The 21,369-nt window shown below is 41.1% G+C and carries 25 protein-coding genes, 1 tRNA gene and 1 rRNA gene; 13 read left to right on the forward strand and 14 right to left on the reverse strand.

Translation table 11 applies throughout. From position 1 onward, the window contains the following. Positions 1-810, reverse strand: coding sequence for a bifunctional hydroxymethylpyrimidine kinase/phosphomethylpyrimidine kinase (gene thiD / locus C511_RS0111820; RefSeq protein ID WP_024997463.1), 810 nt, complete (start codon positions 808-810; stop codon positions 1-3). A gap of 71 nt (positions 811-881) precedes the next feature. Between thiD and C511_RS0111825 the strand changes: the two genes are divergently transcribed. The 4 genes from C511_RS0111825 to C511_RS17575 all read left to right on the forward strand — a co-directional run bounded on the left by C511_RS0111825 (position 882) and on the right by C511_RS17575 (position 4,347). Then, complete coding sequence (locus C511_RS0111825) at positions 882-2,171, forward strand: uracil-xanthine permease family protein (RefSeq protein WP_034782374.1); 1,290 nt, start codon at positions 882-884, stop codon at positions 2,169-2,171. A gap of 20 nt (positions 2,172-2,191) precedes the next feature. Then, positions 2,192-2,677, forward strand: coding sequence for a GNAT family N-acetyltransferase (locus C511_RS0111830; RefSeq protein WP_024997461.1), 486 nt, complete (start codon positions 2,192-2,194; stop codon positions 2,675-2,677). Positions 2,678-2,785: 108 nt separating this feature from the next. After that, positions 2,786-4,141: an MFS transporter gene (locus C511_RS16755; RefSeq protein ID WP_158332568.1), complete on the forward strand. Its 1,356-nt coding sequence runs from the start codon at positions 2,786-2,788 to the stop codon at positions 4,139-4,141. Positions 4,142-4,185: 44 nt separating this feature from the next. After that, positions 4,186-4,347 carry a hypothetical protein gene (locus C511_RS17575; RefSeq protein ID WP_226992579.1) on the forward strand — a complete coding sequence of 54 codons (162 nt, stop codon included), beginning with the start codon at positions 4,186-4,188 and terminating at the stop codon, positions 4,345-4,347. On the opposite strand, the gene C511_RS16760 is transcribed toward C511_RS17575, so the two are convergent. Next, positions 4,334-5,005: a carbonic anhydrase family protein gene (locus C511_RS16760; protein ID WP_024997459.1), complete on the reverse strand. Its 672-nt coding sequence runs from the start codon at positions 5,003-5,005 to the stop codon at positions 4,334-4,336. The genes C511_RS17575 and C511_RS16760 overlap by 14 nt on opposite strands. Before the next feature lie 455 nt (positions 5,006-5,460). Between C511_RS16760 and C511_RS0111850 the strand changes: the two genes are divergently transcribed. From C511_RS0111850 to C511_RS16765, 6 genes are read left to right on the forward strand one after another with little or no spacing between them, the layout of a single operon-like run. Further along, the gene (locus C511_RS0111850; RefSeq protein WP_024997458.1) at positions 5,461-5,829 is read left to right on the forward strand and encodes a hypothetical protein; all 369 of its coding nucleotides are present in this window, start codon (positions 5,461-5,463) and stop codon (positions 5,827-5,829) included. Between the two features lie 46 nt (positions 5,830-5,875). After that, positions 5,876-6,247 (forward strand): hypothetical protein, encoded by a 372-nt coding sequence (locus tag C511_RS0111855; protein WP_024997457.1) that lies wholly within the window; start codon positions 5,876-5,878, stop codon positions 6,245-6,247. A 24-nt stretch (positions 6,248-6,271) separates the two neighbouring features. Further along, complete coding sequence (locus C511_RS0111860; RefSeq protein WP_024997456.1) at positions 6,272-6,622, forward strand: hypothetical protein; 351 nt, start codon at positions 6,272-6,274, stop codon at positions 6,620-6,622. Further along, the gene (locus C511_RS0111865) at positions 6,622-7,008 is read left to right on the forward strand and encodes a hypothetical protein (RefSeq protein WP_024997455.1); all 387 of its coding nucleotides are present in this window, start codon (positions 6,622-6,624) and stop codon (positions 7,006-7,008) included. The genes C511_RS0111860 and C511_RS0111865 overlap by 1 nt, the downstream gene beginning before the upstream one ends. 2 nt (positions 7,009-7,010) lie before the next feature. After that, positions 7,011-8,039 carry a DarT ssDNA thymidine ADP-ribosyltransferase family protein gene (locus C511_RS0111870; protein WP_024997454.1) on the forward strand — a complete coding sequence of 343 codons (1,029 nt, stop codon included), beginning with the start codon at positions 7,011-7,013 and terminating at the stop codon, positions 8,037-8,039. Between the two features lie 5 nt (positions 8,040-8,044). Then, a complete protein-coding gene (locus C511_RS16765; RefSeq protein WP_051260517.1) occupies positions 8,045-8,638 on the forward strand; it encodes a DUF6939 family protein in 594 nt (197 codons plus the stop codon). Positions 8,639-8,651: 13 nt separating this feature from the next. Here C511_RS16765 and C511_RS16770 read toward each other — a convergent pair whose 3' ends face one another. The 4 genes from C511_RS16770 to C511_RS0111890 all read right to left on the reverse strand — a co-directional run bounded on the left by C511_RS16770 (position 8,652) and on the right by C511_RS0111890 (position 10,936). Further along, a complete protein-coding gene (locus tag C511_RS16770; RefSeq protein ID WP_226992578.1) occupies positions 8,652-9,488 on the reverse strand; it encodes a tyrosine-type recombinase/integrase in 837 nt (278 codons plus the stop codon). Further along, positions 9,478-9,765 carry an Arm DNA-binding domain-containing protein gene (locus C511_RS18350; RefSeq protein ID WP_244877238.1) on the reverse strand — a complete coding sequence of 96 codons (288 nt, stop codon included), beginning with the start codon at positions 9,763-9,765 and terminating at the stop codon, positions 9,478-9,480. Before C511_RS18350 ends, C511_RS16770 begins: the two co-directional genes overlap by 11 nt. A 1-nt stretch (position 9,766) precedes the next feature. Next, entirely contained in the window at positions 9,767-10,189 is a 423-nt protein-coding gene (mobA, locus tag C511_RS0111885; protein WP_024997452.1) for a conjugal transfer protein MobA, read from the reverse strand. 279 nt (positions 10,190-10,468) lie between these two features. Next, on the reverse strand, positions 10,469-10,936 hold the full coding sequence (locus C511_RS0111890) for a DUF3408 domain-containing protein (RefSeq protein WP_024997451.1): 468 nt from the start codon (positions 10,934-10,936) through the stop codon (positions 10,469-10,471). A gap of 557 nt (positions 10,937-11,493) precedes the next feature. On the opposite strand from C511_RS0111890, the gene C511_RS0111900 reads away from it, so the two are divergent. Together C511_RS0111900 and C511_RS0111905 are read left to right on the forward strand one after the other, a co-directional pair. Beyond that, entirely contained in the window at positions 11,494-11,805 is a 312-nt protein-coding gene (locus C511_RS0111900; RefSeq protein WP_024997449.1) for a helix-turn-helix domain-containing protein, read from the forward strand. Positions 11,806-11,851: 46 nt separating this feature from the next. After that, positions 11,852-12,157, forward strand: coding sequence for a helix-turn-helix domain-containing protein (locus tag C511_RS0111905; protein ID WP_024997448.1), 306 nt, complete (start codon positions 11,852-11,854; stop codon positions 12,155-12,157). Between the two features lie 95 nt (positions 12,158-12,252). Here the strand turns inward: C511_RS0111905 and C511_RS17585 are convergent, their stop codons facing one another. The 8 genes from C511_RS17585 to sppA form a co-directional block, all read right to left on the reverse strand. Further along, positions 12,253-12,507, reverse strand: coding sequence for a hypothetical protein (locus C511_RS17585; protein WP_081698309.1), 255 nt, complete (start codon positions 12,505-12,507; stop codon positions 12,253-12,255). Continuing rightward, entirely contained in the window at positions 12,504-12,878 is a 375-nt protein-coding gene (locus tag C511_RS0111915; protein ID WP_024997446.1) for a hypothetical protein, read from the reverse strand. The genes C511_RS17585 and C511_RS0111915 overlap by 4 nt, the downstream gene beginning before the upstream one ends. Positions 12,879-12,880: 2 nt before the next feature. Beyond that, positions 12,881-14,113, reverse strand: coding sequence for a site-specific integrase (locus C511_RS0111920; protein ID WP_024997445.1), 1,233 nt, complete (start codon positions 14,111-14,113; stop codon positions 12,881-12,883). Positions 14,114-14,359: 246 nt separating this feature from the next. Further along, positions 14,360-14,432: transfer RNA gene (locus C511_RS0111925), tRNA-Phe, on the reverse strand. Positions 14,433-14,553: 121 nt separating this feature from the next. Further along, positions 14,554-15,594 carry a thiamine-phosphate kinase gene (thiL, locus tag C511_RS0111935; RefSeq protein WP_024997444.1) on the reverse strand — a complete coding sequence of 347 codons (1,041 nt, stop codon included), beginning with the start codon at positions 15,592-15,594 and terminating at the stop codon, positions 14,554-14,556. Beyond that, complete coding sequence (locus C511_RS0111940) at positions 15,595-16,401, reverse strand: purine-nucleoside phosphorylase (protein WP_024997443.1); 807 nt, start codon at positions 16,399-16,401, stop codon at positions 15,595-15,597. It lies immediately after the preceding gene. After that, positions 16,373-17,467, reverse strand: a complete 1,095-nt coding sequence (gene lpxK / locus C511_RS0111945) for a tetraacyldisaccharide 4'-kinase (RefSeq protein WP_027318190.1) — start codon at positions 17,465-17,467, stop codon at positions 16,373-16,375. Before lpxK ends, C511_RS0111940 begins: the two co-directional genes overlap by 29 nt. A gap of 15 nt (positions 17,468-17,482) precedes the next feature. Beyond that, positions 17,483-19,249 (reverse strand): signal peptide peptidase SppA, encoded by a 1,767-nt coding sequence (gene sppA, locus C511_RS0111950; protein ID WP_024997441.1) that lies wholly within the window; start codon positions 19,247-19,249, stop codon positions 17,483-17,485. Positions 19,250-21,143: 1,894 nt separating this feature from the next. On the opposite strand from sppA, the gene C511_RS0111960 reads away from it, so the two are divergent. Then, positions 21,144-21,369: ribosomal RNA gene (locus C511_RS0111960) — 16S ribosomal RNA — on the forward strand; the annotation flags it as partial.

Here is a 21,369-nt window from a genome sequence, read left to right on the forward strand (position 1 = left end):
CTATTCCCAATATTTGTAGAAATGATGTACCGGGCCATGGCCTTGACCTATTTGATAGGGGGTTCCATTGGCTATGGCTTGGTTTATATATTCTTTGGCCCTGATTACGGATTCAGTAAGGGTGAGTCCGTGGGCTAGAAAGGAGGCGATGGCCGACGAAAGTGTGCAACCGGTTCCATGGGTATTGACGCTGTCAATTCTAGGAGTTGGTAACTCAAGTGTTTCGTCTGTCTCGGCGTTATAAAATACATCAACCAACTGGTCTGAACTGAGGTGTCCGCCTTTAAGGAGTACCGAGGTTTGTTGGTTGTATGATAAGGCTTTAGCTGCCGGAAACAAATCGGCTATACTATTTATTGTTTGGTTGAGCAAGATTTCTGCTTCAGGAATGTTAGGGGTAATGACGCGACTGTAAGGAATAAGCTCTTTTTTAAGTGCATATATGGCTTCTTGTTGTAACAGGTCGGTGCCGGCAGTGGCTACCATGACCGGATCGAGTACGATGTTGGTTATTAAGTAAGGTGCGAGCGCTTCTTTCACTCCGTAAATATGTTCGGCAGAGTGAAGCATTCCTATTTTAATGGCATCGGCTCCGATGTCGTCAAGCACTGACTGAATTTGTCCTTTGACAAAGGCGGTTGGAATGGGGTGTATGCCGTTTACGTGTACGGTGTTCTCGTCGACAACGGCGGTGATTGCTGTCATGGCGTAACAGCCGCAAGCGGATATGGTCTTTATATCGGCTTGGATTCCGGCTCCTCCGCTGGGGTCGCTGCCGGCTATACTTAATACTCTTTTATACTGTTTCATGATGCTTTCTTTGGCAAAGATAACAAATTATCGCTACTTTTACGTTCTGTAAACTTTAAATGGATGAGATTATGAGCTTTAATCCAATACCTCTAAAATATAAAAATGATGATAAACCGGGTGCATGGCCTATGTTGATGTATGGCCTGCAATGGTTTCTGATAACGATTCCTATCGTATTGATTATTACTGCTGTAGTAGGTGAATTTCAGTTGAACACATTGGCTGAACGTACTTTTTACACGCAAAAACTGTTTGCATTGACGGGTGTGGGACTTGTTATTCAGGTTCTTTTCGGGCACCGCATGCCTGTGGTTATAGGCCCGGCTTCGGTGCTGCTTATTGGCATCATCACTACGCAGGCTTCTCAGGTTGCGGAAGTGTATACTGCCATTGTTTGTGGCGGTGTTTTGTTGTTTTTGCTATCTTTTAGTGGTTGGATAAAGTTTCTGCAACGTGTTTTTACAGTGAGAATTGTCATCGTTATTTTAGCATTGATAGCGTTTACACTGGCTCCGACTATACTTAATTTGCTGTTTTCAGATAAGGCGAATGCTTTCTTCTCATTGTATTTTTCTTTGGCAATGGTCTTTTTGATGCTCTTAGGAAGTAATTTGCTTCGTGGCATTTGGAAGTCGAGTATTGTTCTTTGGGGACTTCTCTTTGGTTCAGTTAGCTATTATTTGTTAGCAGGAAATGCTGCTCATCAGTTAAATAGTCAAGTTACTGGTACTGAATTATCTTTTTTTCTGCCTCAATTATCTTTTGATCCGGGCATATTACTCTCTTTCTTATTTTGTTTTATCGCTTTATTTATCAATGAGTTAGGGTCAGTTCAGTCTGTTGGCACGGCTATTGAGGCGACCGGCATGGCGCATCGTACTAAACGGGGGTTGCGTTTTACGGGTTTGATGAATATATTTTCCGGTGGAGTTGGGGTTATTGGACCGGTTGACTTTTCACTTAGTCCCGGAGTAATTATGAGCACGGGGTGCGCTTCTCGGTACACGCTGTTGCCTGCGGGCGCAGCATTAATATTTTGTGCTTTTTTCCCGGACGTTATTGTATTTTTGTCGTCTATACCTAAACCGGTAATGGGAGTTATTTTGCTCTATTTAATGACGACTCAGCTTTCATCGGCTTTTCAATTGGTGGTTCAAGATGATGCGCTACCCAATTTTAACAGCTGCATGACGATTGCATTTCCGCTTATGATTGCCTTGATAATCTCTTTTATGCCGGTAGCTGTTGCCGAAGCAATGCCTCCCGTACTTAGACCGTTGTTGGCCAACGGTTTTGTAATGGGGGTAATCGCTGTATTATTAATGGAGCATGTGATATATAGAAATAATCGTCGTTAATTAATAGGTTATAGTTGTATATGGAAATAAGAAAGGCCACGATGGCCGATGTGCAGAGACAATTGGAATTGTTTGATATTTCTCGCTCTGTGATGCGAAATACAGGAAATATGGAACAATGGACAAACGGATATCCATCTCAGGAAGTGATTGAAGACGATATTGTTGCCGGTAACAGTTATGTTTGTATGGATGATGAGGGGGAGATGGTAGCCACCTTTTGTTTCTGGCAAGGTAAGGATGATACGTATGATTACATTGAAAATGGTAAATGGTTAAATGATAAACCCTACGGAGTGGTACATCGTTTGGCGGGAAGTGGTAAGATAAAAGGTATTGGCTCTTATTGTTTGCAATGGTGCTTTGATCGTTGCTTCAACATTAGGGTGGATACGCATCGAGATAATTGGGTAATGCAATCTGTTCTCAGGAAAAATGGTTTCACAGAGTGTGGAATTATTTATTTGAAGAATGGAGCACCCAGAGTGGCTTTTCAGAAGTTATAGCAAGATTGGACAATTTTATTGATGAATGCTTCGCTACTTTTGTGCCCGAATTGAAAAATGAATATCATGCAAACGGAAAGTCTTTCAATAAAAAATGTTTCTGTAATAATGGCAGGGCTTATGCTTTGCTTGTTTCTCTCTGCTTTAGATAATGCAATTGTTGCAACGGCAATGCCTCGTATCATAGATGATCTAAAGGGGATGACTTACTATTCACTTCCCTTTACTACTTATTTGTTATTTTCCACGGTGGCAATTCCCGTTGCCGGAAAGCTGTCGGACGTTTTCGGTCGTAAACGAATTGTTTTATGGGGTATAGTAAGCTTCCTAATCAGTTCGGCTCTATGTGCTCTCTCTGTTGATATGTTGATGCTGATAGTCGCTCGGGGTTTGCAAGGCGCGTGTGGTGGTGTGATCGCATCAAGTGCTTTTATTATTACAGCGGAACTTTTTCCTGTAAAGGAAAGGGCTAAATATATTGGTATTTTGGCTTCAATGCATGGGTTGGCGAGCTTGTTGGGCCCCGTGATGGGAGGAGTTATAACGGAATATGTGTCTTGGCATTGGATATTCTTGGTTAATATACCGATTGGCATGGTTGCCATCTGGTTACTGAATAAATATCTGCCGGTATTAAAACATGCCAGTCAAACGAATAAGCTGGATGTAAGAGGAATTTTGGTATTTCTTGCATCGATACTTCCTTTTTTATTCTGTATGGTAGAAGGCGGACGGCTTTTACCGTGGACTTCGCCCTTATTAATATCTCTGCTTATAGTGTCTGTCTTTTTGATGATTTGTTTTATCAAGCTCGAACGAATATCCGTATCGCCTATGTTGCCCGCCGGTTTGCTTAAAAATAGCATCTTCCGTAAATCGGCTTTTATAGGAGCTATGGGCTATGTAGCTTTGTTTGGACTGATATTGTACGTACCGTATCTTCTACAGGTTATTTTAAAAAAGGATGCTGCTTTTTCCGGTGTAATGATGTTGCCTATGACTTTGTCTATGGTGGTAGGAGGGATGCTGGGAGGTGCTTTAATATCTCGCTATCAGCATTATAGAAGATCGGGAATTGTGAATCTGTCCATTGCTATCGTTGGTTTATTATTACTATTTGTTTTTGGGCAGGGGATTTCGATGTTACAGATGACAGTAGGATTGTTGCTTACCGGTATAGGTATCGGAATGAACTTTCCACTTGTTAACATAGCACCTCAGTCTGTTATTTCCGTTACGCAGATGGGTATTCTGGTTTCTAGTATTGAATTCTTTCAGGTAATGGGAGGTGTTACTGCTACTTCGTTGTTCGGCAAATTACTGGGAACTTCTATGTCGTTGATCTTATTGCTTTGTATTGGGGCATTAGCTGCCGGATTGGTGGTGTCGTGTCTCCTCGACGATAAGAAAATTAAAGAGGGTTTTGCGCGCCAGCACTCGGAAGTACATACTATAAAGGAATGACTAGATTAATAAATATGATAAAATTATGACTGAAAAAGGATTTAATGTTGCGGCTTGTGGTCTTTATTGTGGAACTTGCCGACGCTTTTGTGTTCCGCTCTGACCGTGGTGCATGCATTCGTAGAATCCGTGAAATAGGAGTTGAGAACTTTGCTAAAGAAATGACAGAATCAGGCAATTATAATCGTCCTGTTAAAAAGCATTAGCAAGGAAGCGTACTTCTCCGGTTTTCATGTTGTAAATACCTCCTACAATAATGATTTCTCCTTGCTTTTCCATTTCTTTCAGGATGGGACTGCCTTGCCGTATCTGTGTTAGGGACTGAATAACATTGAATTTACAAACCAAATCTTCAAAATTAGAATCGGAAAGTTGATAACTGCTGCCATGAATTTTAATGGCATCAGTTATTGCCGGTTTAATCTTGTTGAGTAAGGAAGTGATGTTACCTAGTTTAATATCTTTTATGGCTGATTGGATGGCTCCGCAATATTCATGACCGAGTACCAAAATGAGTTTGGCTCCGGATATTTTGCATGCATACTCTAAACTGCCTAGTATGTCGTCGTTGACGATATTTCCCGCAACTCTGGCAACAAACAAATCGCCTAAACCTCGATGGAAAATATCTTCAACCGGAACTCTTGAGTCCAGACAGGATAAAACGACAGCCAACGGGTATTGGCCGATTGCTGCATCCCGAACTCTTTGAGTATTGTTTCTTATCGTAAGATTATCTTCGGTAAAATCTTTGTTCCCGCTTTTTAATAATTCAAGTATATCTTGTGGCGACAATTTGGCCCGTTGTTCTTCTGTCAGTACGGAGCTTCCCAGTGTATTTGGATGATGGCTTTCTGATTGCATATATCGTTCCTTTTTGAGTGATAAAACAACCGACCGGGAAAAAATGTTTGGAGGGAGAATATACAAAAAAAGCAGTTACTTGTTGTAGCTGCCTGATTTGTAAGGTGGTGCCACCAGAAATCGTGCTAATTTTGCAAGTAGCTGTATATCATCACTTTTCAAAAATATTACAAGGATAATCTCCTCCTATTGCTCCACCGTTGGACTTCTGCGTTTTGTGCAAGTCTGCGTGAAGATTTTTAAGTGCAAAGATACGGATTTTTTGTGCAAATCTAGCGGAATAGATAAAATAATGCGAATACGGTTATCGAATGACAAAGGCCAATGATAATCTCATAATTTTGATGGCGGGAGAGAAATTATAGGAAAATCTGTAACTTTCTATTAAAGTTATTTGCCTGTTCTATAGAAAATTATTATTTTCGTGCCAAAATACTTTATTAAAAATCAATTATATGAGCATGAGCGAACTAATTGTTAAGCCTGGAAGTTGGAATTCTTTCAACTCTTCTGAGACTGAGGCTTTTCTTGCCGCAGTTAGTCGAGTAATTGGCTTTACATCTGAGCAACAGGCATTTTTGAAGAGAGTACATGATGATATTCATCGTGGTTACACTCCAGACCAATATTATCAGCAGAATCTTTCTATTCTTATAAATTGGATGCCACCCATGCTCTTGGCAGAAATCAAGAAAGATTGTGATGCAGATCATAAGAAACAGGTGAAGATCTGGTATCATGAGCTTATTGATATGGCTGACAAGAGTGGACCATTCTATCAGATGCTTATTCCTCAAATGACCCAAATGGTAGATGAATTATAGTATATGAATCGTTTATTTTTATAAGTTTCATTAGAATAAATGCAATATGGATAATGATATGTTCTTTTTGGGTGGTCAATTCAACCAACCCTTTTGTTATTGTTCGGACAATAACTGTCCATGTCCTCAAGTCATGATTCGTCGTGGTGAAGGTTATATTTTTGTAGAAGAAATTGGTGGCGGTCGTTTACGTGCAAACATCACTTGTGAAGAAGGAGCAAGACTTAGAAATCTTGATTTAGCCGTTGCCAGAAGAGATGCACAACGTTGGTGGCGCGACGGAATGGTTCCAAAACGAGTTACTCCTCAAAGTCCTGTGAAACTTGAGCACAAACGAGATGAAGCTGGATATGCAGATGCACGAAGAAGAACTCAAGAATATCTTGATATGCTCAATAAAATTCTTAAAGATAAGTGATACTTATACTATTTGAGTGTAGTTATGGTACAACTAAATAGCCAAGACAAAGTCATTCTTGGATCTCTTTTGCTTGAAATAATCAATGCAGATGGCATCATTTCAGATAATGAGATGAAATACTACGGTTGGGTGCAAAGTAACTTTGGTTTGTCGCCTTCTGATTTTCAAAAATATCAGGATTATGACCCTAACCTAGGTGTTTCAATCCTGCGAGATATGTCTGATGAAAAAAAGGCTACCTTCTGCAAGATAATTCAAACAATGGGTGATATTGATGGAAGTCCGTTTGAAGCAACCAAAGAGGCTGTAGAGCATATTATTGTTAAAGCCAGACTTCTTGGCTCATTGAAAAAATATCCAAATCCTTTCTGATGGTACGATACTCCATAAAACAAAAGAAAGCCGTTATCTCCTTGGTGTTTGCTGCTATGATAGTGGACAACAAGGAGATAAACGACCGTCGATCTGCATATCTACAAGTTGTTGCAGACTTGATGCAAGTGTATAATGATATGTTTGAGGATGCGATGAACAACATGTCACATGAGGAAAGTATTGCCATCCTAAACGAAATGTCTTCACGTGAAAAAGCGAGGGTAGCAATAATCCTTTACCAAATGTTTACTGCAGACGGTGGCCCTATAGTTGAACGCCATAAATTACTCTTTAATCATATTGATCAAGGGGCACACATCAAGGATGCGCTACGGTCAACTGGTTTAATACGTTGGGTGTCGGCTATTAATCAATTGATGTAAACATGGAAAGAACGCTTACATACAAGACCCATAGATCCATATTGGAGCAAGTGCCAGGAATGCCATATACAAAGATAACGAACTATGTAGATGGCAAGGTGTATGATGACATTGTTTCTGCCATCATCATGGATGATGGCAAGGCTTTGCACTTTGTCCATTTTGAAAGAGAACTGTTAAGTGGCTTCCTTGCCTCTCTGATTGCTTTCCACAATAACAAATACAAAGGCGTTCTGCCTCAGTTTTATTCATTTGATTCTGAACTGTCGTATTACCAGTATTGTGTGGATAATGACCTTGACTTTGAGGAACAGGAATGGTTTAAGACGGGATACATTAAGGCGAATATATTGACAACACTGGATTATTTGCAGAATGCAAGCGTCCTTCTCCAACGTACTCTCTATCCTGAGTTCTTGGATTCAAGTACAAATCGACTGGTAGATCTAAAAGTCCCTGTAATTATACCGGAGAAGCCAAAGATCGTGATCCCCTCTAAACCGCAACCTTCAATATATAAATGCTCTCCATCCCAATATAGCAATTTCTTACGAGAACATCACATAGATTGCCTGTATCATTTCACATCAACTAAAAACTCTGATTCAATACGAAGGAATGGTATTTGCTCGGCTCAATATCTGAAGAACCATGGAATAAGTGTTAGTTTTGCCTCTTCAAGTAGGTCAAGGGATATTGATATTCGAAAAGAAAAAGCAGATTATGTACATCTAAGTTACGAGAGAAAGAATCCTATGCTTTATATAGCCTTGAAGGAAGGCAGACTTGCTGACTACATTATATACGAGGTCTCTACAGATGTCTTGTTCTTAAGAGATACACTATTCACTCATTGTAATGCTGCCAAGAATGGAGTGAATTTTTCGGATGACATAAACTATATGCTTCAGATTCCGTTTGATTCTTTCCATAATAGACCGTACGATAAAGACTCAATGTATAAGGATTACTTTATGTCTGAAGTGCTAGTTAAGGAAAAGGTTTCTCCTTCCTATATTTTGAATCTTTAGTTTTGATGATGATCTATATCGTCAATAAAAGAAGAAAAATAGAAGGCATCCGGAAGCAATATCCAGGTGCTGACATTCTTGATGTAACTTCATCATCGGCATTGAAGTATTCTCAATTGCTCAGTCCATTCTATCCGCATGGCGGGATACCAATCCCAGGAGATTCAAGAGGATTGACGGCAATGAGTGTGGAAGGTATATGGCAAGGGCTAAAAGTGTTTGAGCATGAAGGCATTTGCATGGATTCATTCTCAAATATTAGTATGAAGAATCTGAAACGTACTGTCAAAACCCATGGTAAGCCATTAGGTCATCAGTATGGGGTATATAGTCGTGAATTGTTGGATTATCTATCGGCAAGAATGAAGATCTATTTACCATCGTATAAATATGTTTTGGAGAATGTAGATAGTGTAAAAGAAATCGTTGTGAGGATAAAAAAACGATTGATGATAAATGACATAGTTCTGCTTGACTATAACACCAATTGTGATTATTTAAACACAAAATCCCCAATATCTCATGCTGGATTATTAAAGATGTATATTGAGGAATGTTATCCAGAAACATTAAGTGCAGCTCAAGCGAAACAGAAATAGAAAAATAAACTTTTTATCTCAGAACTAAATCACATAATATCAATGTATTGCAAACCATATATGCTGTTGCCCACGAATGCCTCCCGACATACATTGTCAAGGGTATTGGTAAGTTCAACTGTTTCCCTATTTTCTTCAGCAAATGGTTCACCCGATGAAGCTCGTTGGTATATTGTTTCTGACAATCCTCGTTCCGTTTTGTAATGATGGGTAAGAGGTATTCGGTTCCGTTTACGGGATATTTGTCAACAATTTCCTGCATACACCTTTCCCATTTGATGAACAACTGCTGCCCCGCCTTTCGTCTGCGGTAGGAAAGGATGCCGTTCTGCAAGTCCTTCTTCTTCAGATAAGCCATGTCAATGAACGACATGCCCCCTGTGTAAAAATAGAACAGAAACATATCACGGGCAAAGTTAAGGTTGGGCTTCAACGACAAGTCCAGCCCTTTGATACGTTTAAGTTCGTTGAGTGATATGGCTCGCTTCAAGGTTTTCTCTACTCCCGTATAGACGGACTTGCACGGATGCCGTTGCCCAGTCAGTCCCTCTTCCACGGCACGGTTATAGACCGCTTTCAGAATACGCATATAGAACGATATGGTATTGGGCGAGTTGCCTCTGCTTTTCAGATAAGCCTCGTATTCCGCTATCAGGTCAGCGTTAAGCTGGTCAAACAAGACCTCTTTGTCATTCATAAAGCCGCTGAAACTTCGGAGTGCCGCCATGTAAGTTTCCGATGTGTGTATCTTCCCCAAGCGTTTCAATCTTGCAATTTGTTGACGGACATAACTGTTAAACGATTGCTCCTGTTTGTTATCCTGAAAGCGCACGACTATATCATCCGCCACGAAAGTACCAAATTGGGATAGCGTGTGTAATATTGTTCAGACTGCCTTTGTCCCATCTGATGCGTGAGCTTATCGAAAGCAAATGATTGTTCCGCTCTTGCTCATTCGGAACACGATGCAGGACGACCGCTTCGGAATGGCAGTCCCATTCCGAAGCGAAAAGTTTATAGTCGGTATATATCTGTCTGACCACACGGTTGTGAATCACCTGATAATAGAGTGTGCCCTCCTTGCCGTCTATGGTGGATGGGCGAAACTTGACCTTGACCGATGCCATGTCAGTCGGATTTGGATTGGTAACACTTCTCCAGTTCTCTTGAAAGCTCCACAATCTCCCGACTCAGCTTCACAAGGTCGATGGTACATTTCTCCAGCTTGTAGAGCAACGCCATCGCCTTCTTCTCAGAAAAATGGATGCGCAGCTCCTTGACGACCTGATTGTAGTTCGTGCCGATGCAGCGGAACTGGGCATGGAAGTCCGACAGTTTGGTGTAGTATTCCAGCATCGTCTTATCTACCTTCAGCACCTTGAACTTCTGCCCGAAGAAGTGCGCCTTCAGAAAGACGGCTTTCGCGTACACATTCGATTCCTCGTACATCGTGAGGAATTTGTCCCATTCCATATCATCGAAGCGCACCATCACGCAGTGTGTCTTCGGGTTCAACTTGGGATTTCTCCCGTACTTGCTTTTCTTTTTCATGCTACTTATTATTTTCGTTTAATGGTTCATCCATTGTCTAATCTCCGATTAAAGAACCCCGAAATTATCCGACTGCGGAGGATAATTCTGCCCACGGCGGTGAAGGCATTTTCAGTTACTTAGAATTATTCGGGTAACTGAAAATATATCTTGCTGTGTCTTTGAAGACACAAAAATCCTCTGCCCGTCGGATTTGTTTCCGAGTGTAATAACTCATCTTGGGTATCGGTTAAGCCGATGAAGTATATCCACCGACCTAACTGACTTTCCGTAATCCTGTCAAAGCTTGCGCCACTGCTCAATGTCATCCCGATAGGCATCGAGGTGCAAGCGGACAAGGTTCTCAATCAGCCCCGATGCGCTCATGCCTTTTCCTCCGAGGTAGCGGACAACCCTGTCCAGTTCGTCACGCACCGCCTCGCTGACGAACACGGGCTTGCGGTTGACAATCTTGGGAACTTGGAGATAGGTAGTGCGGTATTCCTCCAGCGACAGCTTACGCTGCTTGCTGCTGACACGCTTCTGCGGCATTGCCGCCTCCTCGACCGCCACACCAGACGGTTCATCCGTCATAGCGGTCTCTGTTTCCTCCGTGACGGTATTGCCGGGCTGCCCCGGCTCATCCGGTTCTAGACCGATACGCCTGTAGAGGTCATCCATTGACTTGGGAGTGTAGGATTCCCTGCGTCCCATTTTTTCCACGATTTCACGAGCCTGCTGCTCTGTAATGTTTGGTTCTCTTTTCATTGTAAAAAAATAAATTGATTAAGTTATTGAATGTAGTCTTGGTCAGTGCCTCGACCGATTATCGGGAGCAAAGTAAGATGCTCCAGTGCAGTCAGTCAAGCACTTAGATTCTCTTAGGCAATTTTGTGTGGTTTTGCTTTATGGCGGTTGACAAAGCGGTGCGGACTTCACCGATTTGCCGGATATATATACCTGAAAGGGCAAAGGCTTAATTACGAGCGACTTTGAATATAAGCCTTTATTTGGTTTGTGACTTCCTTATTATATATGGGAATTAAGGGCTAAGGACTGGAAGAATTAGGCAATCGGTAAGCTATGCCAACCTCTACCACCCTGTTCCACATACTGCCAGTAATCTCAAAAAACATTGCAGGGTGGGAGATTATGTATTTCTTTGCGACAAAAGGAATGATGACTGCTAAAAGAAAAGCGGCATCCCGGACAATGACCACCATATCGGCGCAACACGCTGCCACTTTCGGGAAACCCATTGTCAGGTAACGGATTGTATATTCCTTTGCGACAAAAGAGACAGTAACAACTAAAAGAAAGACAATATGGAAATTGTATCAATCGAGAGAAAGACCTTTGAGGAGCTAGTCGCTAAGTTCGACCGCTTCGTCAGCCGTATGGATACCATCTGCCATAGGCGCGGTGAAAAAAGAATGAGTGAGTGGATGGATAATCAGGATGTGTGCCGGATGCTCAACATCAGCCCACGCACATTGCAAACCTTGCGTGATAACGGGACTTTGGCATATAGCCAAATCAACCACAAAACGTATTACCGTCCCGAAGACGTGCAGCGTATCGTCTCCATAGTGGAGGACAAGCGGAAAGAAGCAAGGTTCAAAGACAGGACAATCTGATAACCGAATAGAGTCATAACAATAATTCCACTAAATCCAAAGTAATATGAACGAACTAATTAACAAAGACAACGAGTGGATAATCCACTTCATGGGCAGCCTCGACCGTCTGATGGACAATGTAGAACATCTGACCGCCAACTACCGCCCGACACTGAACGGGGAGCGTTTCTTCACCGACAGGGAGGTATCGGCACGGTTGAAAGTGAGCCGCCGGACGCTTCAGGATTACCGCAACGAGGGACGGATAGCCTACATCCAGTTGGGCGGCAAAATCCTCTACCGTGAATCCGACATCGAAAGGATGCTGGCTGACGGCTACCAATCTGCCTACCGACTGAAGGCAACCTGATTTTCTTGAAGGAGCGCAGTTTGCCGTCTGCCCTAAGTTTGCGGCAGCAATGGAACTTCAGCAAAAAGAAAAAGGAACGGCTTACGGATGAAGCATCAATGTTTAGCTTCGTCTGTAAGTCGTTCCTCTATTTCTTCTGATTTCCCGTCAGTCGCTTGTTTCCGTTGCCGGATGCCTTTCAAGCGTGTGGCTGGCAGTGGCAGGGTTTTCGGGTAGAATACACTCAACCCCGTTTGAGGAAGATTCTGCCCGAAACGGCTCCGCCGCCCGACCTTGCCGATACCTTCAGAGCCACACGCTACCTTTGCATCCGTGCATCGGGAACGGGCGGCTGACGGGATGAACCTCAACTATACCATAGGTTGCTGCCCTTTCCACAAGAGAAGAATAATGTTATCGGAGTTTCTTTCTTGGTGGCGCAGATTTCACTTATTACAAACCGTCTGAACAGGATACTTTCTTTACTGCATATTCTGAATGCAATGGCTATAATCATTTCAAGGTTATACACATCATAACTGATGCCGTCAGGCTGCTTGATATACCTCATCGTATCAGTTTCAACCAATTCCTTATTTTTGTAGATTGCTTGTATCGCCTTACGAATGTCGCAAGAGAATACCCCGAGCAGGTCGGCTATCTCAAACTTGGTCATCCATATAGGCGCAGTCGGTATGGTGACTGCACCAGTTTCACTGATTGTGATTATTCCTCTATTCATAGTCAAAGACTTTTTGATAAGACATTTTTCACATTCATCATATCTTTGAGGATGGAAGAATCCAGTACACGGGCATAGTGCTGCGTCATTTTTATGTTGGAATGACCGAGCATTTTCGCCACATTCTCAATGCTTACACCATTGGCGAGGCACACAGAGGTCGCATACGAATGCCGGGCCGTATGCGTGGTCAAGCACTTTGAAATGCCACACAAATCGGCTATCTCTTTGAGGTAGCTGTTCATCTTCTGATTGCAAGGAACAGGGAGCAATACATTTTTCTTTTGGCAAGTAGGATGGCTTTTATATTTCTCCAAAATCTGCATCGGAATATCAAGCAAGGGAATGTTGCACATATTCTTCGTCTTTTGGCGATGCTTGCGAATCCAATAATTTCCGTTGTTGTCTTGAACGATATGTTCGGCAGATAGCTGCTGTACATCAATGAACGCCAACCCAGTGAACGCAGCAAAGGTGAATACATCTCTCACAACCGTAATCCTGTCCAAAGAAAACTCCTTGTTGTAGATGGTGAGTAGTTCGTCCATTGTCAGAAACTCACGGATAACCTCCTTTTCGTGGAACTTGATTCCGATAAACGGGTCTTTGGTTATCCATTCGTTGGCGAGTGCAAGGTTGGTAATCTTCTTCAGGCACCTCATATAGCGGATGACCGTATTCTGCTGGCACTCCTTTTCTGTCTTGAGATAAAACTCAAAGGCCCGTACCAATTCTCCGTTGACTTCCGACAATGGCAAATCCTCTTTGTCATATTTCAGTCTGATAAGTTCCGCCAGATAGCGTTTGCAACTCTCGTAGCGGCGGACGGTAATCAGCGCGTAGTCCTTACCTACAAGTTCACGGCATTGGTCGTTGTGATCCTGTATGGTTTGGATGAGCGTGCGGACTTCCTTCACTTCCTCGTTATCCCCAAAGAACTTTTCTTGCAGGATTCGGGCTGTAACGGGATGGTTCCGATCTTCCAGTTCATCGAACAGCTTGCGTAACTTGATTTTGGCTTGCTCGATGTAGAGGTTGAGTTCACAAGCCTTGCGGCTCTTGCCTTTGGCGCACTCCTTCGCCTGATTCCATAGGGCAGGCTCAATGCTCATGCGGATGTTGTTTTCCACTCGCGCACCGTTCACAGTGATGCGCATACACACGGAGGCTTCCCCGTTTTTCAGCAGTTTGGCTTTCTTGATAAAGAAAAGCACATTCATTGAGTTTCGTTTCATGTTCCTACAGTTTTTTTTGTTGGACAAAAGTAGGAAACCATGCACGCTTTCTCGATACGCAAAATATTGCAAATCAGAGAGAAACAATCTTGTTCGGTGGAGATTCGCGCTCCACCTTTCTTGCTCCACCGATTGGAACACCGGAAACGGTAATATTCTGCCGTTTTTTGCGTCCCTGCGGAAAACAAAAAATCCCGATTTCGTTTGGAAATCAGGATTTTACTGCTTTTTGCTACTCTTCTTAAGTGGTGCCACCAGGAATCGAACCGGGGACACAAGGATTTTCAGTCCTTTGCTCTACCAACTGAGCTATGGCACCTTGCGTGATTGCGCTGCAAAGGTAACCAAACTTTTGATATTTACAAGGCTTGCGGAGATAAAAAAACGTTGATAGTGAGCTATAATCCTCATTATCAACGTTTAATGAATTGAAAATAATCTTATTTTTTTTCTTCCTGAAGTGGATTCCAGCCTTGTGCTTTCAGTTCGAATTCTTGTCCATCTCTGCTGATTAACGCACAGCCCATCTCTGGTTTAGTTATGTGGCCAATAAGCTTGATGCCCTCCATCTCAGATATTTTTTCGTGATCTGCAATAGGTACGGTGAAGAGGAGTTCGTAATCTTCTCCACCGTTTAATGCACAGGTGGTAAGATTCATGTTAAACTCTTCTGCCATTACGGCAGTTTGGTAGTCAATGGGAATATGCTCTTCGTAAATGCGACAACCAACCTTACTCTGTGTGCAAATGTGTAGCAGTTCGGATGAAAGCCCGTCTGATATATCCATCATCGCTGTTGGTTTGATTGAAGCTTCCGCTAGTCTTTTTATAATATCAGCACGAGCTTCTGGCTTAAGCTGGCGTTCCAACAAGTATTCTTTTCCCGAGAAATCCGGTTGAACCTCTTTTTCTCCTTTAAAGACGGACTTTTCTCTTTCAAGTAATTGAAGCCCCATGTAAGCAGCCCCTAAGTCGCCACTTACACAGATAAGGTCTGTTTCTTTGGCGCCGTTACGATAGATAATGCTGTCTTTGTCGGCCTCGCCAATGCACGTAATGCTAATAGCTAATCCTGTAAGCGATGAAGTCGTATCGCCTCCAACAATATCAACGTGGTATTGCTCGCACGCCAAACGTAAACCTGTATAAAATTCTTCAATATCTTCAATACTAAAACGCTTAGAGATAGCCAATGAAACGGTTATTTGTTTAGGTGATCCGTTCATGGCATATATATCCGAGAAATTGACCACTGCGGCTTTGTATCCTAAGTGTTTCAGGGGAACATAAACAAGATCAAAATGAACTCCTTCCATGAGTAGGTCAGTGGTAACTAACACTTGCTTCTCTGAAGGATAAGTAAGTACTGCCGCATCGTCTCCTACGCCGTATTTGCTCGATTCGTTGATTAATTTTATATCTTCTGTTAGCCGGCGGATCAATCCAAATTCTCCAATAGTTGCTATTTCTGTTCTGCTCATTTATGCACGATTTATTAGTTCTCGCATGATAGTCGTCATTTTGGGTTGGGCTGCATCTGCAGCTATTTGGACTTCTTCATGTGAAACTTCAACGATTTTACCTTCGACTCCTAGATCGGTGATGACTGATATTCCGAAAACTTTTATTTTGCAATGGTTGGCAACGATAACTTCGGGCACTGTTGACATGCCTACTGCATCTGCGCCAAATATGCGGAATAGTTTGTATTCAGCCGGAGTTTCGAATGTAGGTCCTTGTGTTCCTACGTAAACTCCCTGCTGTACTTTTATCCCTTTTTCTTTTGCTATTTGGAGTGCTTTTTGGATCAATTCCTTGGAATAGGCCTCACTCATGTCGGGGAAACGATCGCCGTATAAGTTCTTTCCGCGTAATGGGTGTTCAGGGAAGTAGTTGATGTGATCCGTGATTATCATTAAATCTCCAATTTCAAAGGCCGGATTGGTACCTCCACTTGCATTTGACACGAAAAGGGTTTTGATTCCCAATTCTTTCATAACGCGCACCGGAAAGGTAACTTCCTGCATGGAATAACCTTCATAATAATGAAAGCGCCCTTGCATAGCCATGATATCTTTGTTCCCTAATTTACCAAATATTAATTTACCGCTGTGTCCTTCAACAGTCGATACCGGAAAATTTGGAATCTCTTCGTATTTGATTTCGTATTTTTCTGTAATCTCGTTAGCCAAGCTACCTAGGCCTGTACCCAGAATGATTGCCGTTCCTGGTTGGGTGTGCATTCTTTCTTTAAGAAAGTCAGCTGTTTTTTTTATTTTCTCTAACATAGCCGATAATGTTTTGATTAAACTTTTTTTCTTGGTTCTGTAATATCTTCACTTCGATAGGAAGTGCGTAAAGATACGACTTTAATTCGTTTTTCAATGCAGGGTGATGAAGAAGTCTGGCTGCATCTTTTTCGGTTGTTACAATTATTTTCTTTTCAGCTTTAATCTGGTTGAATCGCTCGTGAAGTAATTCCATGTCTTTTGCACTAAAATCATGATGATCATCAAATGCAAGGTAATCAACGTGCGAAGTATAGTTGTGCAACTCATTGACTAAAGTGAGAGGAGATGCAATTCCTGTAAGTAAAAGAATCTGTTCGTCTGCTTGGATGGAGGATAATGCTCTTTCAGTTTGCCCTAAATTCTTAAATACAGGCGTGAGCTTTCCGTATTGAAAAGTAGAGAAGTATAACTTTTGAAAAGGGAAGAGATCAAGCTGTTTACTTATAATCTTAAAATCAATAGGCTTTATATCTGCGGGGCATTTGGTCACAATTACAATTTGTGCTCTGTTTTTGCCTTTCCTAGATTCGCGCAAGCGACCGGCAGGAAGAAGTTTGTCTTCACAAAACAAGCGATTATAATCTGTGAGAAGAATATTTATTCCGGCCTTTACGTAACGGTGTTGAAAGGCGTCATCCAACAAAATGACGTCTACTTCCGGGTCTTTCAGTTGAAGTAATTGTTCAATGCCGTGGCAACGATTTTCATCAACGGCTACACGTATGTCTGGAAATTTGTTTTTTATTTGAAAAGGTTCGTCGCCTATTACACGTGCTTGGCTGTCTTCATTGGCTAAAAGGTAGCCCCGACTGTGCCTTTTATAGCCTCTGCTGAGTACGGCTACTTTGTATTGATTGCGAAGCAAATTGACTAAATATTCTGTGTGTGGTGTTTTGCCTGTGCCTCCTACAGATATATTACCTATACAAATGGTTGGAATATCAAAACTCTTTGACTGGAGTATGCCCCAGTCAAAGAGTTTGTTTCTAAAGTAAGTTGCAGCCCCGTATATATGTGAGAGGGGTAATAACCATTTGTTAATTTTGATTTGCTTTTCCTCCATTTAATCCAATGACATTTATTTTATATTTAACTCGAACGGTACGCGGGCTTGCATAAAGTCTGCTTTTTCCAGATTCTTTAGCATGCTAAATCCGTTGTAATAATCTCCGAGTTGACTTTTCAACATACGGCTTTCGATATAATTGCCCGGTTTTGAATTAAGTAACTCTTGCAATACATTTTTTCGGTCAGGATATCCAACGACCGTATAACCTTCAACTTTAGCCTTTTTTACTGCTATTTCCAGCGCTTTATCAATGCCTCCGAGTATGTCAACCAAACCGATCTTTTTGGCTGCTTCTCCTGTCCAGACTCTTCCTTCTGCTATTTTTTCAATTTCATTTTTGCTCATCTTACGTCCTTCGGCACAGCGACTTACAAATAAGTCATATCCTTGATTTATATACATTTGAAGTAAGGTTTGCTCGTCTGTATTCATTCCACGCATGATGTTTCCGAAATCTGCAAACTTGTGAGTTTTTACAACATCAAAGCTTAATCCTAATTTGTCTGTGAGTCCTTTCGCGTTAGGTATCAATCCAAAAATACCAATAGATCCGGTTAGGGTGGTGGGCTCGGCAACGATAGTATCTGCGGCACATGAAATATAGTAACCTCCTGATGCTGCATAATCTCCCATGGATACAATGACCGGTTTTTCTTTTTTCAATTGGCAAACGGCTTCCCATATTTGTTCAGAACCGAAGGCACTGCCACCTGGTGAATTAACACGAAGTACTACAGCTTTAACATCCTTGTCTTCTTTCAACTCGCGCAGATCTTTGATGACTTCATTTGAAATAATTCCATCTTCATCGGTACTGCTTGATCCACCGTCTATTTCTCCGAAGGCATAGTAAACGGCTATGATATTTCCGCTTTTGTCTTTGGGTGTGTTTTTCTTCACATTGATCATTTCATCAAGTCCCAACATGGCAAGGTTGTCATCTTTATCTATTTTAACTAGCTGCTTGAGGTAATCACGTACGTCATTTTTATAAATTAATGTATCCGCCATACCACTCTTTACAGTTTGTTCGGCAGGGTAGAACATTAACATACGATTAGCGTAATTATTAAGAGAGTCAACTGATATCTTACGTGATGCGGCAACATCAGTTATAATTTCATTCCAAATAGAAGTGATGTAGGCTGTAACTTGCTCTCGGTTAGCCGGGCTCATCTCAGTGGCAGAAAATCTTTCTACGGCAGCTTTATATGTACCTACACGAAAAACTTGCATCTCAATGCCTAATTTCTCTAGCAATCCTTTTAAGAATAGAGGTTGAGAGGCCAATCCTCTCCATTCAATAGCTCCTTTAGGGTTGAGCAATACTTTATTGGCAACGCTCGACAGATAATACATGCCTTGAGTATAGTTATCACTATATGCAACAATGAATTTACCGCTTTTTTTAAAATCGTTCAATGCGTCACGTATTTCTTGTAATGATGCAAAATTAGCGTTTAATGATGTTGCTTGAATATATATTCCTTTAATGTCATCATTCTCTTTCGCTTTCTTTATGGATGCTAAAATATCGTCTAATCCATAAGTCGAATCCTCTTTGTCAAACAACTCTTTAAATATGTTGTCTGATGTACGTTCAACCAAGCTTCCATTCAAATCAAGCATCATAATGGAGTTCTTTTTAACAACTGTCTCGGTCTCAGTGCTTGATAGCATACTAAACACGACAATAATGCTAATAACAAACATAACAATACTTGTTAGTATTATTCCTGTTATTGTGGCAAGTGTGAATTTAAAAAAATCTTTCATTGTACTTATTCTTTTTGTATGTTAGCTTTTTAATGCTAACAAAGATAAATAATAGGGTTTACTTTTCCATATATGTCGCAGCTTTTTTTCTTTAGTCACATTTTACTTGTCTTTAATTCTCTGACGTCTCTTGTCTCGCTTCTTGTCCTGCAATAACGTAGTTTCTTATAGTCGGTTATTTCTGATCACGTTTTTGCGCATTGACAACCCTTCCATATTTAACCACATGAATGAAAAACCAATTGGTAGAGTTAACCATGCATTAAGTAAATCCCGCCAACCGGTAGAACTAATTTTACAAATCTACCCCTTAATATCCTGAATCAGGCAAATCTTGTCAATAGCAAGTTTATATATTATTAACGAGCAAACAGGGGAGTAACAAAGACCGGCAAGACTTTGGTAAAACATAACCGACTTTTTAAAAAACATAACCAACTTTTTGAAAAACATAACCGACTTTTTGAAAAACATAACCGACTTTTTCAAAAAGATAACGAGCATTTTTAAATCGTAAACCGTCTTTTGGCCCCTGAGCAACCGTCTTACGACCGTAACACGGTTGCTCAGGAACCTTTTGCTACCGTGCGAACCGGCGCGAGACACCGTGCTAATGCAATCACAAACCGCTAAGACATAAAAAAAGGCAAGAGTAGGAACTCCTGCCTTTGCGCCTATAATAATTTGAATATACTATAAGTTTATAAGTACAAAGATAATACATTATCCTGTCAATTCCAAATCATTGTGGTTCTTTTATCAGGTTATTATTAGGGCACAAATCGCGGTGTTTCGAATGTAACGAAAACAGCCAATCCGCAAAATAAATACATAATGGAACCAACGCAAAGCCTTATATACAAACAATAAGCAGCTATATGATTATAAGGAATCATCACCAAAAAAGTTGGTGATACTTGGTGATACTTGGTGAGGCTTTTTTTTAGCCAAGTGTCACACATACAAAACTGATAATCAAGGCATTGCAAGTTTGGTGATACTTGGTGATACTTTATTTCATACTTTTTATGAGGCAAAACGGCACCTGTGCAAGTATCCGTTGGCAGAATTCATGAAGTTATAAGGGGGATGCCATGAATGGAAAGTCCATTGCCGGAGTTACATTTACGCTAAGTTAATTCCGCTAACGGATTCCCTTTATATAATATAAGGTATGCCATTTCTTGGTATTTCCCTTCTACCCCCTTTCTTTGCATTTATTTTCATACTGTTATCCATTGATGCCTAGCACTTTAAGCCTTTTCGCTCATTAGTTCTTAAAAAAAAGAGTATGATCTTCTTGCTTTGTATGGCAAAAGCTTCTACTTTTGCACCCGCTTTGCAAGAGAGACAAAGTGTTTTCTTGAAATGTTGATAAAGCGCCTGTGAGGTTTGACTTATTGCGGTTTTACTTTTAAAAAAAAACTTCTCTGAAAGTTTGGAAGTGAAGCTAAAAAGTCTTTATCTTTGCAGTCCGGTTCGCAAAAAAGGATCTTTTTTTGTTTAGGCCTTCGCTCTTGCTAAAAGAGTTTTAGAAGGTAGCTTAACGAAAAAAAAACTTTTAAAAAAAACTTCCGAAAACATTTGGTTGTTACTTTTAAACTCCTTACCTTTGCACCCGCTTTAGAAAACAAAGCAAAAATAAAAGAAGCGTTCTTTGATAGAATTACATAAACAATACAAGTAGTACAATAGCAAAATGCTTTTCTTCTTGTTTGGTTTCTTCGGAAACGGATCATTATAAGAAAAGATATTTTGGGTAAAATTTAGAACCGTCAATATCCTGCTTTTATGCAGGGTGTGAACTTAAATAAATTTACGAAATCCTGAACAGAGCTAAAAATTGCTTATGATTGATACTTTCGGGTATTTTTCATAGGTACACAATACTTTTACAATGAAGAGTTTGATCCTGGCTCAGGATGAACGCTAGCTACAGGCTTAACACATGCAAGTCGAGGGGCAGCATTGGAGTAGCAATACTTCAGATGGCGACCGGCGCACGGGTGAGTAACACGTATCCAACCTGCCGCTTACTCGGGGATAGCCTTTCGAAAGAAAGATTAATACCCGATGGTATAAAGAGTTCGCATGTTCTCTTTATTAAAGAATTTCGGTAA

The sequence above is a fragment of the Bacteroides graminisolvens DSM 19988 = JCM 15093 genome (genome assembly GCF_000428125.1).
GTDB lineage: Bacteria > Bacteroidota > Bacteroidia > Bacteroidales > Bacteroidaceae > Bacteroides > Bacteroides graminisolvens.

Coding starts and splice junctions, on each gene's coding strand:
- thiD (WP_024997463.1), bottom strand. CDS start 810: ATGAAACAGTATAAAAGAGTATTAAGTATAGCCGGCAGCGACCCCAGC.
- C511_RS0111825 (WP_034782374.1), top strand. CDS start 882: ATGAGCTTTAATCCAATACCTCTAAAATATAAAAATGATGATAAACCG.
- C511_RS0111830 (WP_024997461.1), top strand. CDS start 2,192: ATGGAAATAAGAAAGGCCACGATGGCCGATGTGCAGAGACAATTGGAA.
- C511_RS16755 (WP_158332568.1), top strand. CDS start 2,786: ATGGCAGGGCTTATGCTTTGCTTGTTTCTCTCTGCTTTAGATAATGCA.
- C511_RS17575 (WP_226992579.1), top strand. CDS start 4,186: ATGTTGCGGCTTGTGGTCTTTATTGTGGAACTTGCCGACGCTTTTGTG.
- C511_RS16760 (WP_024997459.1), bottom strand. CDS start 5,005: ATGCAATCAGAAAGCCATCATCCAAATACACTGGGAAGCTCCGTACTG.
- C511_RS0111850 (WP_024997458.1), top strand. CDS start 5,461: ATGAGCATGAGCGAACTAATTGTTAAGCCTGGAAGTTGGAATTCTTTC.
- C511_RS0111855 (WP_024997457.1), top strand. CDS start 5,876: ATGGATAATGATATGTTCTTTTTGGGTGGTCAATTCAACCAACCCTTT.
- C511_RS0111860 (WP_024997456.1), top strand. CDS start 6,272: ATGGTACAACTAAATAGCCAAGACAAAGTCATTCTTGGATCTCTTTTG.
- C511_RS0111865 (WP_024997455.1), top strand. CDS start 6,622: ATGGTACGATACTCCATAAAACAAAAGAAAGCCGTTATCTCCTTGGTG.
- C511_RS0111870 (WP_024997454.1), top strand. CDS start 7,011: ATGGAAAGAACGCTTACATACAAGACCCATAGATCCATATTGGAGCAA.
- C511_RS16765 (WP_051260517.1), top strand. CDS start 8,045: ATGATGATCTATATCGTCAATAAAAGAAGAAAAATAGAAGGCATCCGG.
- C511_RS18350 (WP_244877238.1), bottom strand. CDS start 9,765: ATGGCATCGGTCAAGGTCAAGTTTCGCCCATCCACCATAGACGGCAAG.
- mobA (WP_024997452.1), bottom strand. CDS start 10,189: ATGAAAAAGAAAAGCAAGTACGGGAGAAATCCCAAGTTGAACCCGAAG.
- C511_RS0111890 (WP_024997451.1), bottom strand. CDS start 10,936: ATGAAAAGAGAACCAAACATTACAGAGCAGCAGGCTCGTGAAATCGTG.
- C511_RS0111900 (WP_024997449.1), top strand. CDS start 11,494: ATGGAAATTGTATCAATCGAGAGAAAGACCTTTGAGGAGCTAGTCGCT.
- C511_RS0111905 (WP_024997448.1), top strand. CDS start 11,852: ATGAACGAACTAATTAACAAAGACAACGAGTGGATAATCCACTTCATG.
- C511_RS0111915 (WP_024997446.1), bottom strand. CDS start 12,878: ATGAATAGAGGAATAATCACAATCAGTGAAACTGGTGCAGTCACCATA.
- C511_RS0111920 (WP_024997445.1), bottom strand. CDS start 14,113: ATGAAACGAAACTCAATGAATGTGCTTTTCTTTATCAAGAAAGCCAAA.
- thiL (WP_024997444.1), bottom strand. CDS start 15,594: ATGAGCAGAACAGAAATAGCAACTATTGGAGAATTTGGATTGATCCGC.
- C511_RS0111940 (WP_024997443.1), bottom strand. CDS start 16,401: ATGTTAGAGAAAATAAAAAAAACAGCTGACTTTCTTAAAGAAAGAATG.
- lpxK (WP_027318190.1), bottom strand. CDS start 17,467: ATGGAGGAAAAGCAAATCAAAATTAACAAATGGTTATTACCCCTCTCA.
- sppA (WP_024997441.1), bottom strand. CDS start 19,249: ATGAAAGATTTTTTTAAATTCACACTTGCCACAATAACAGGAATAATA.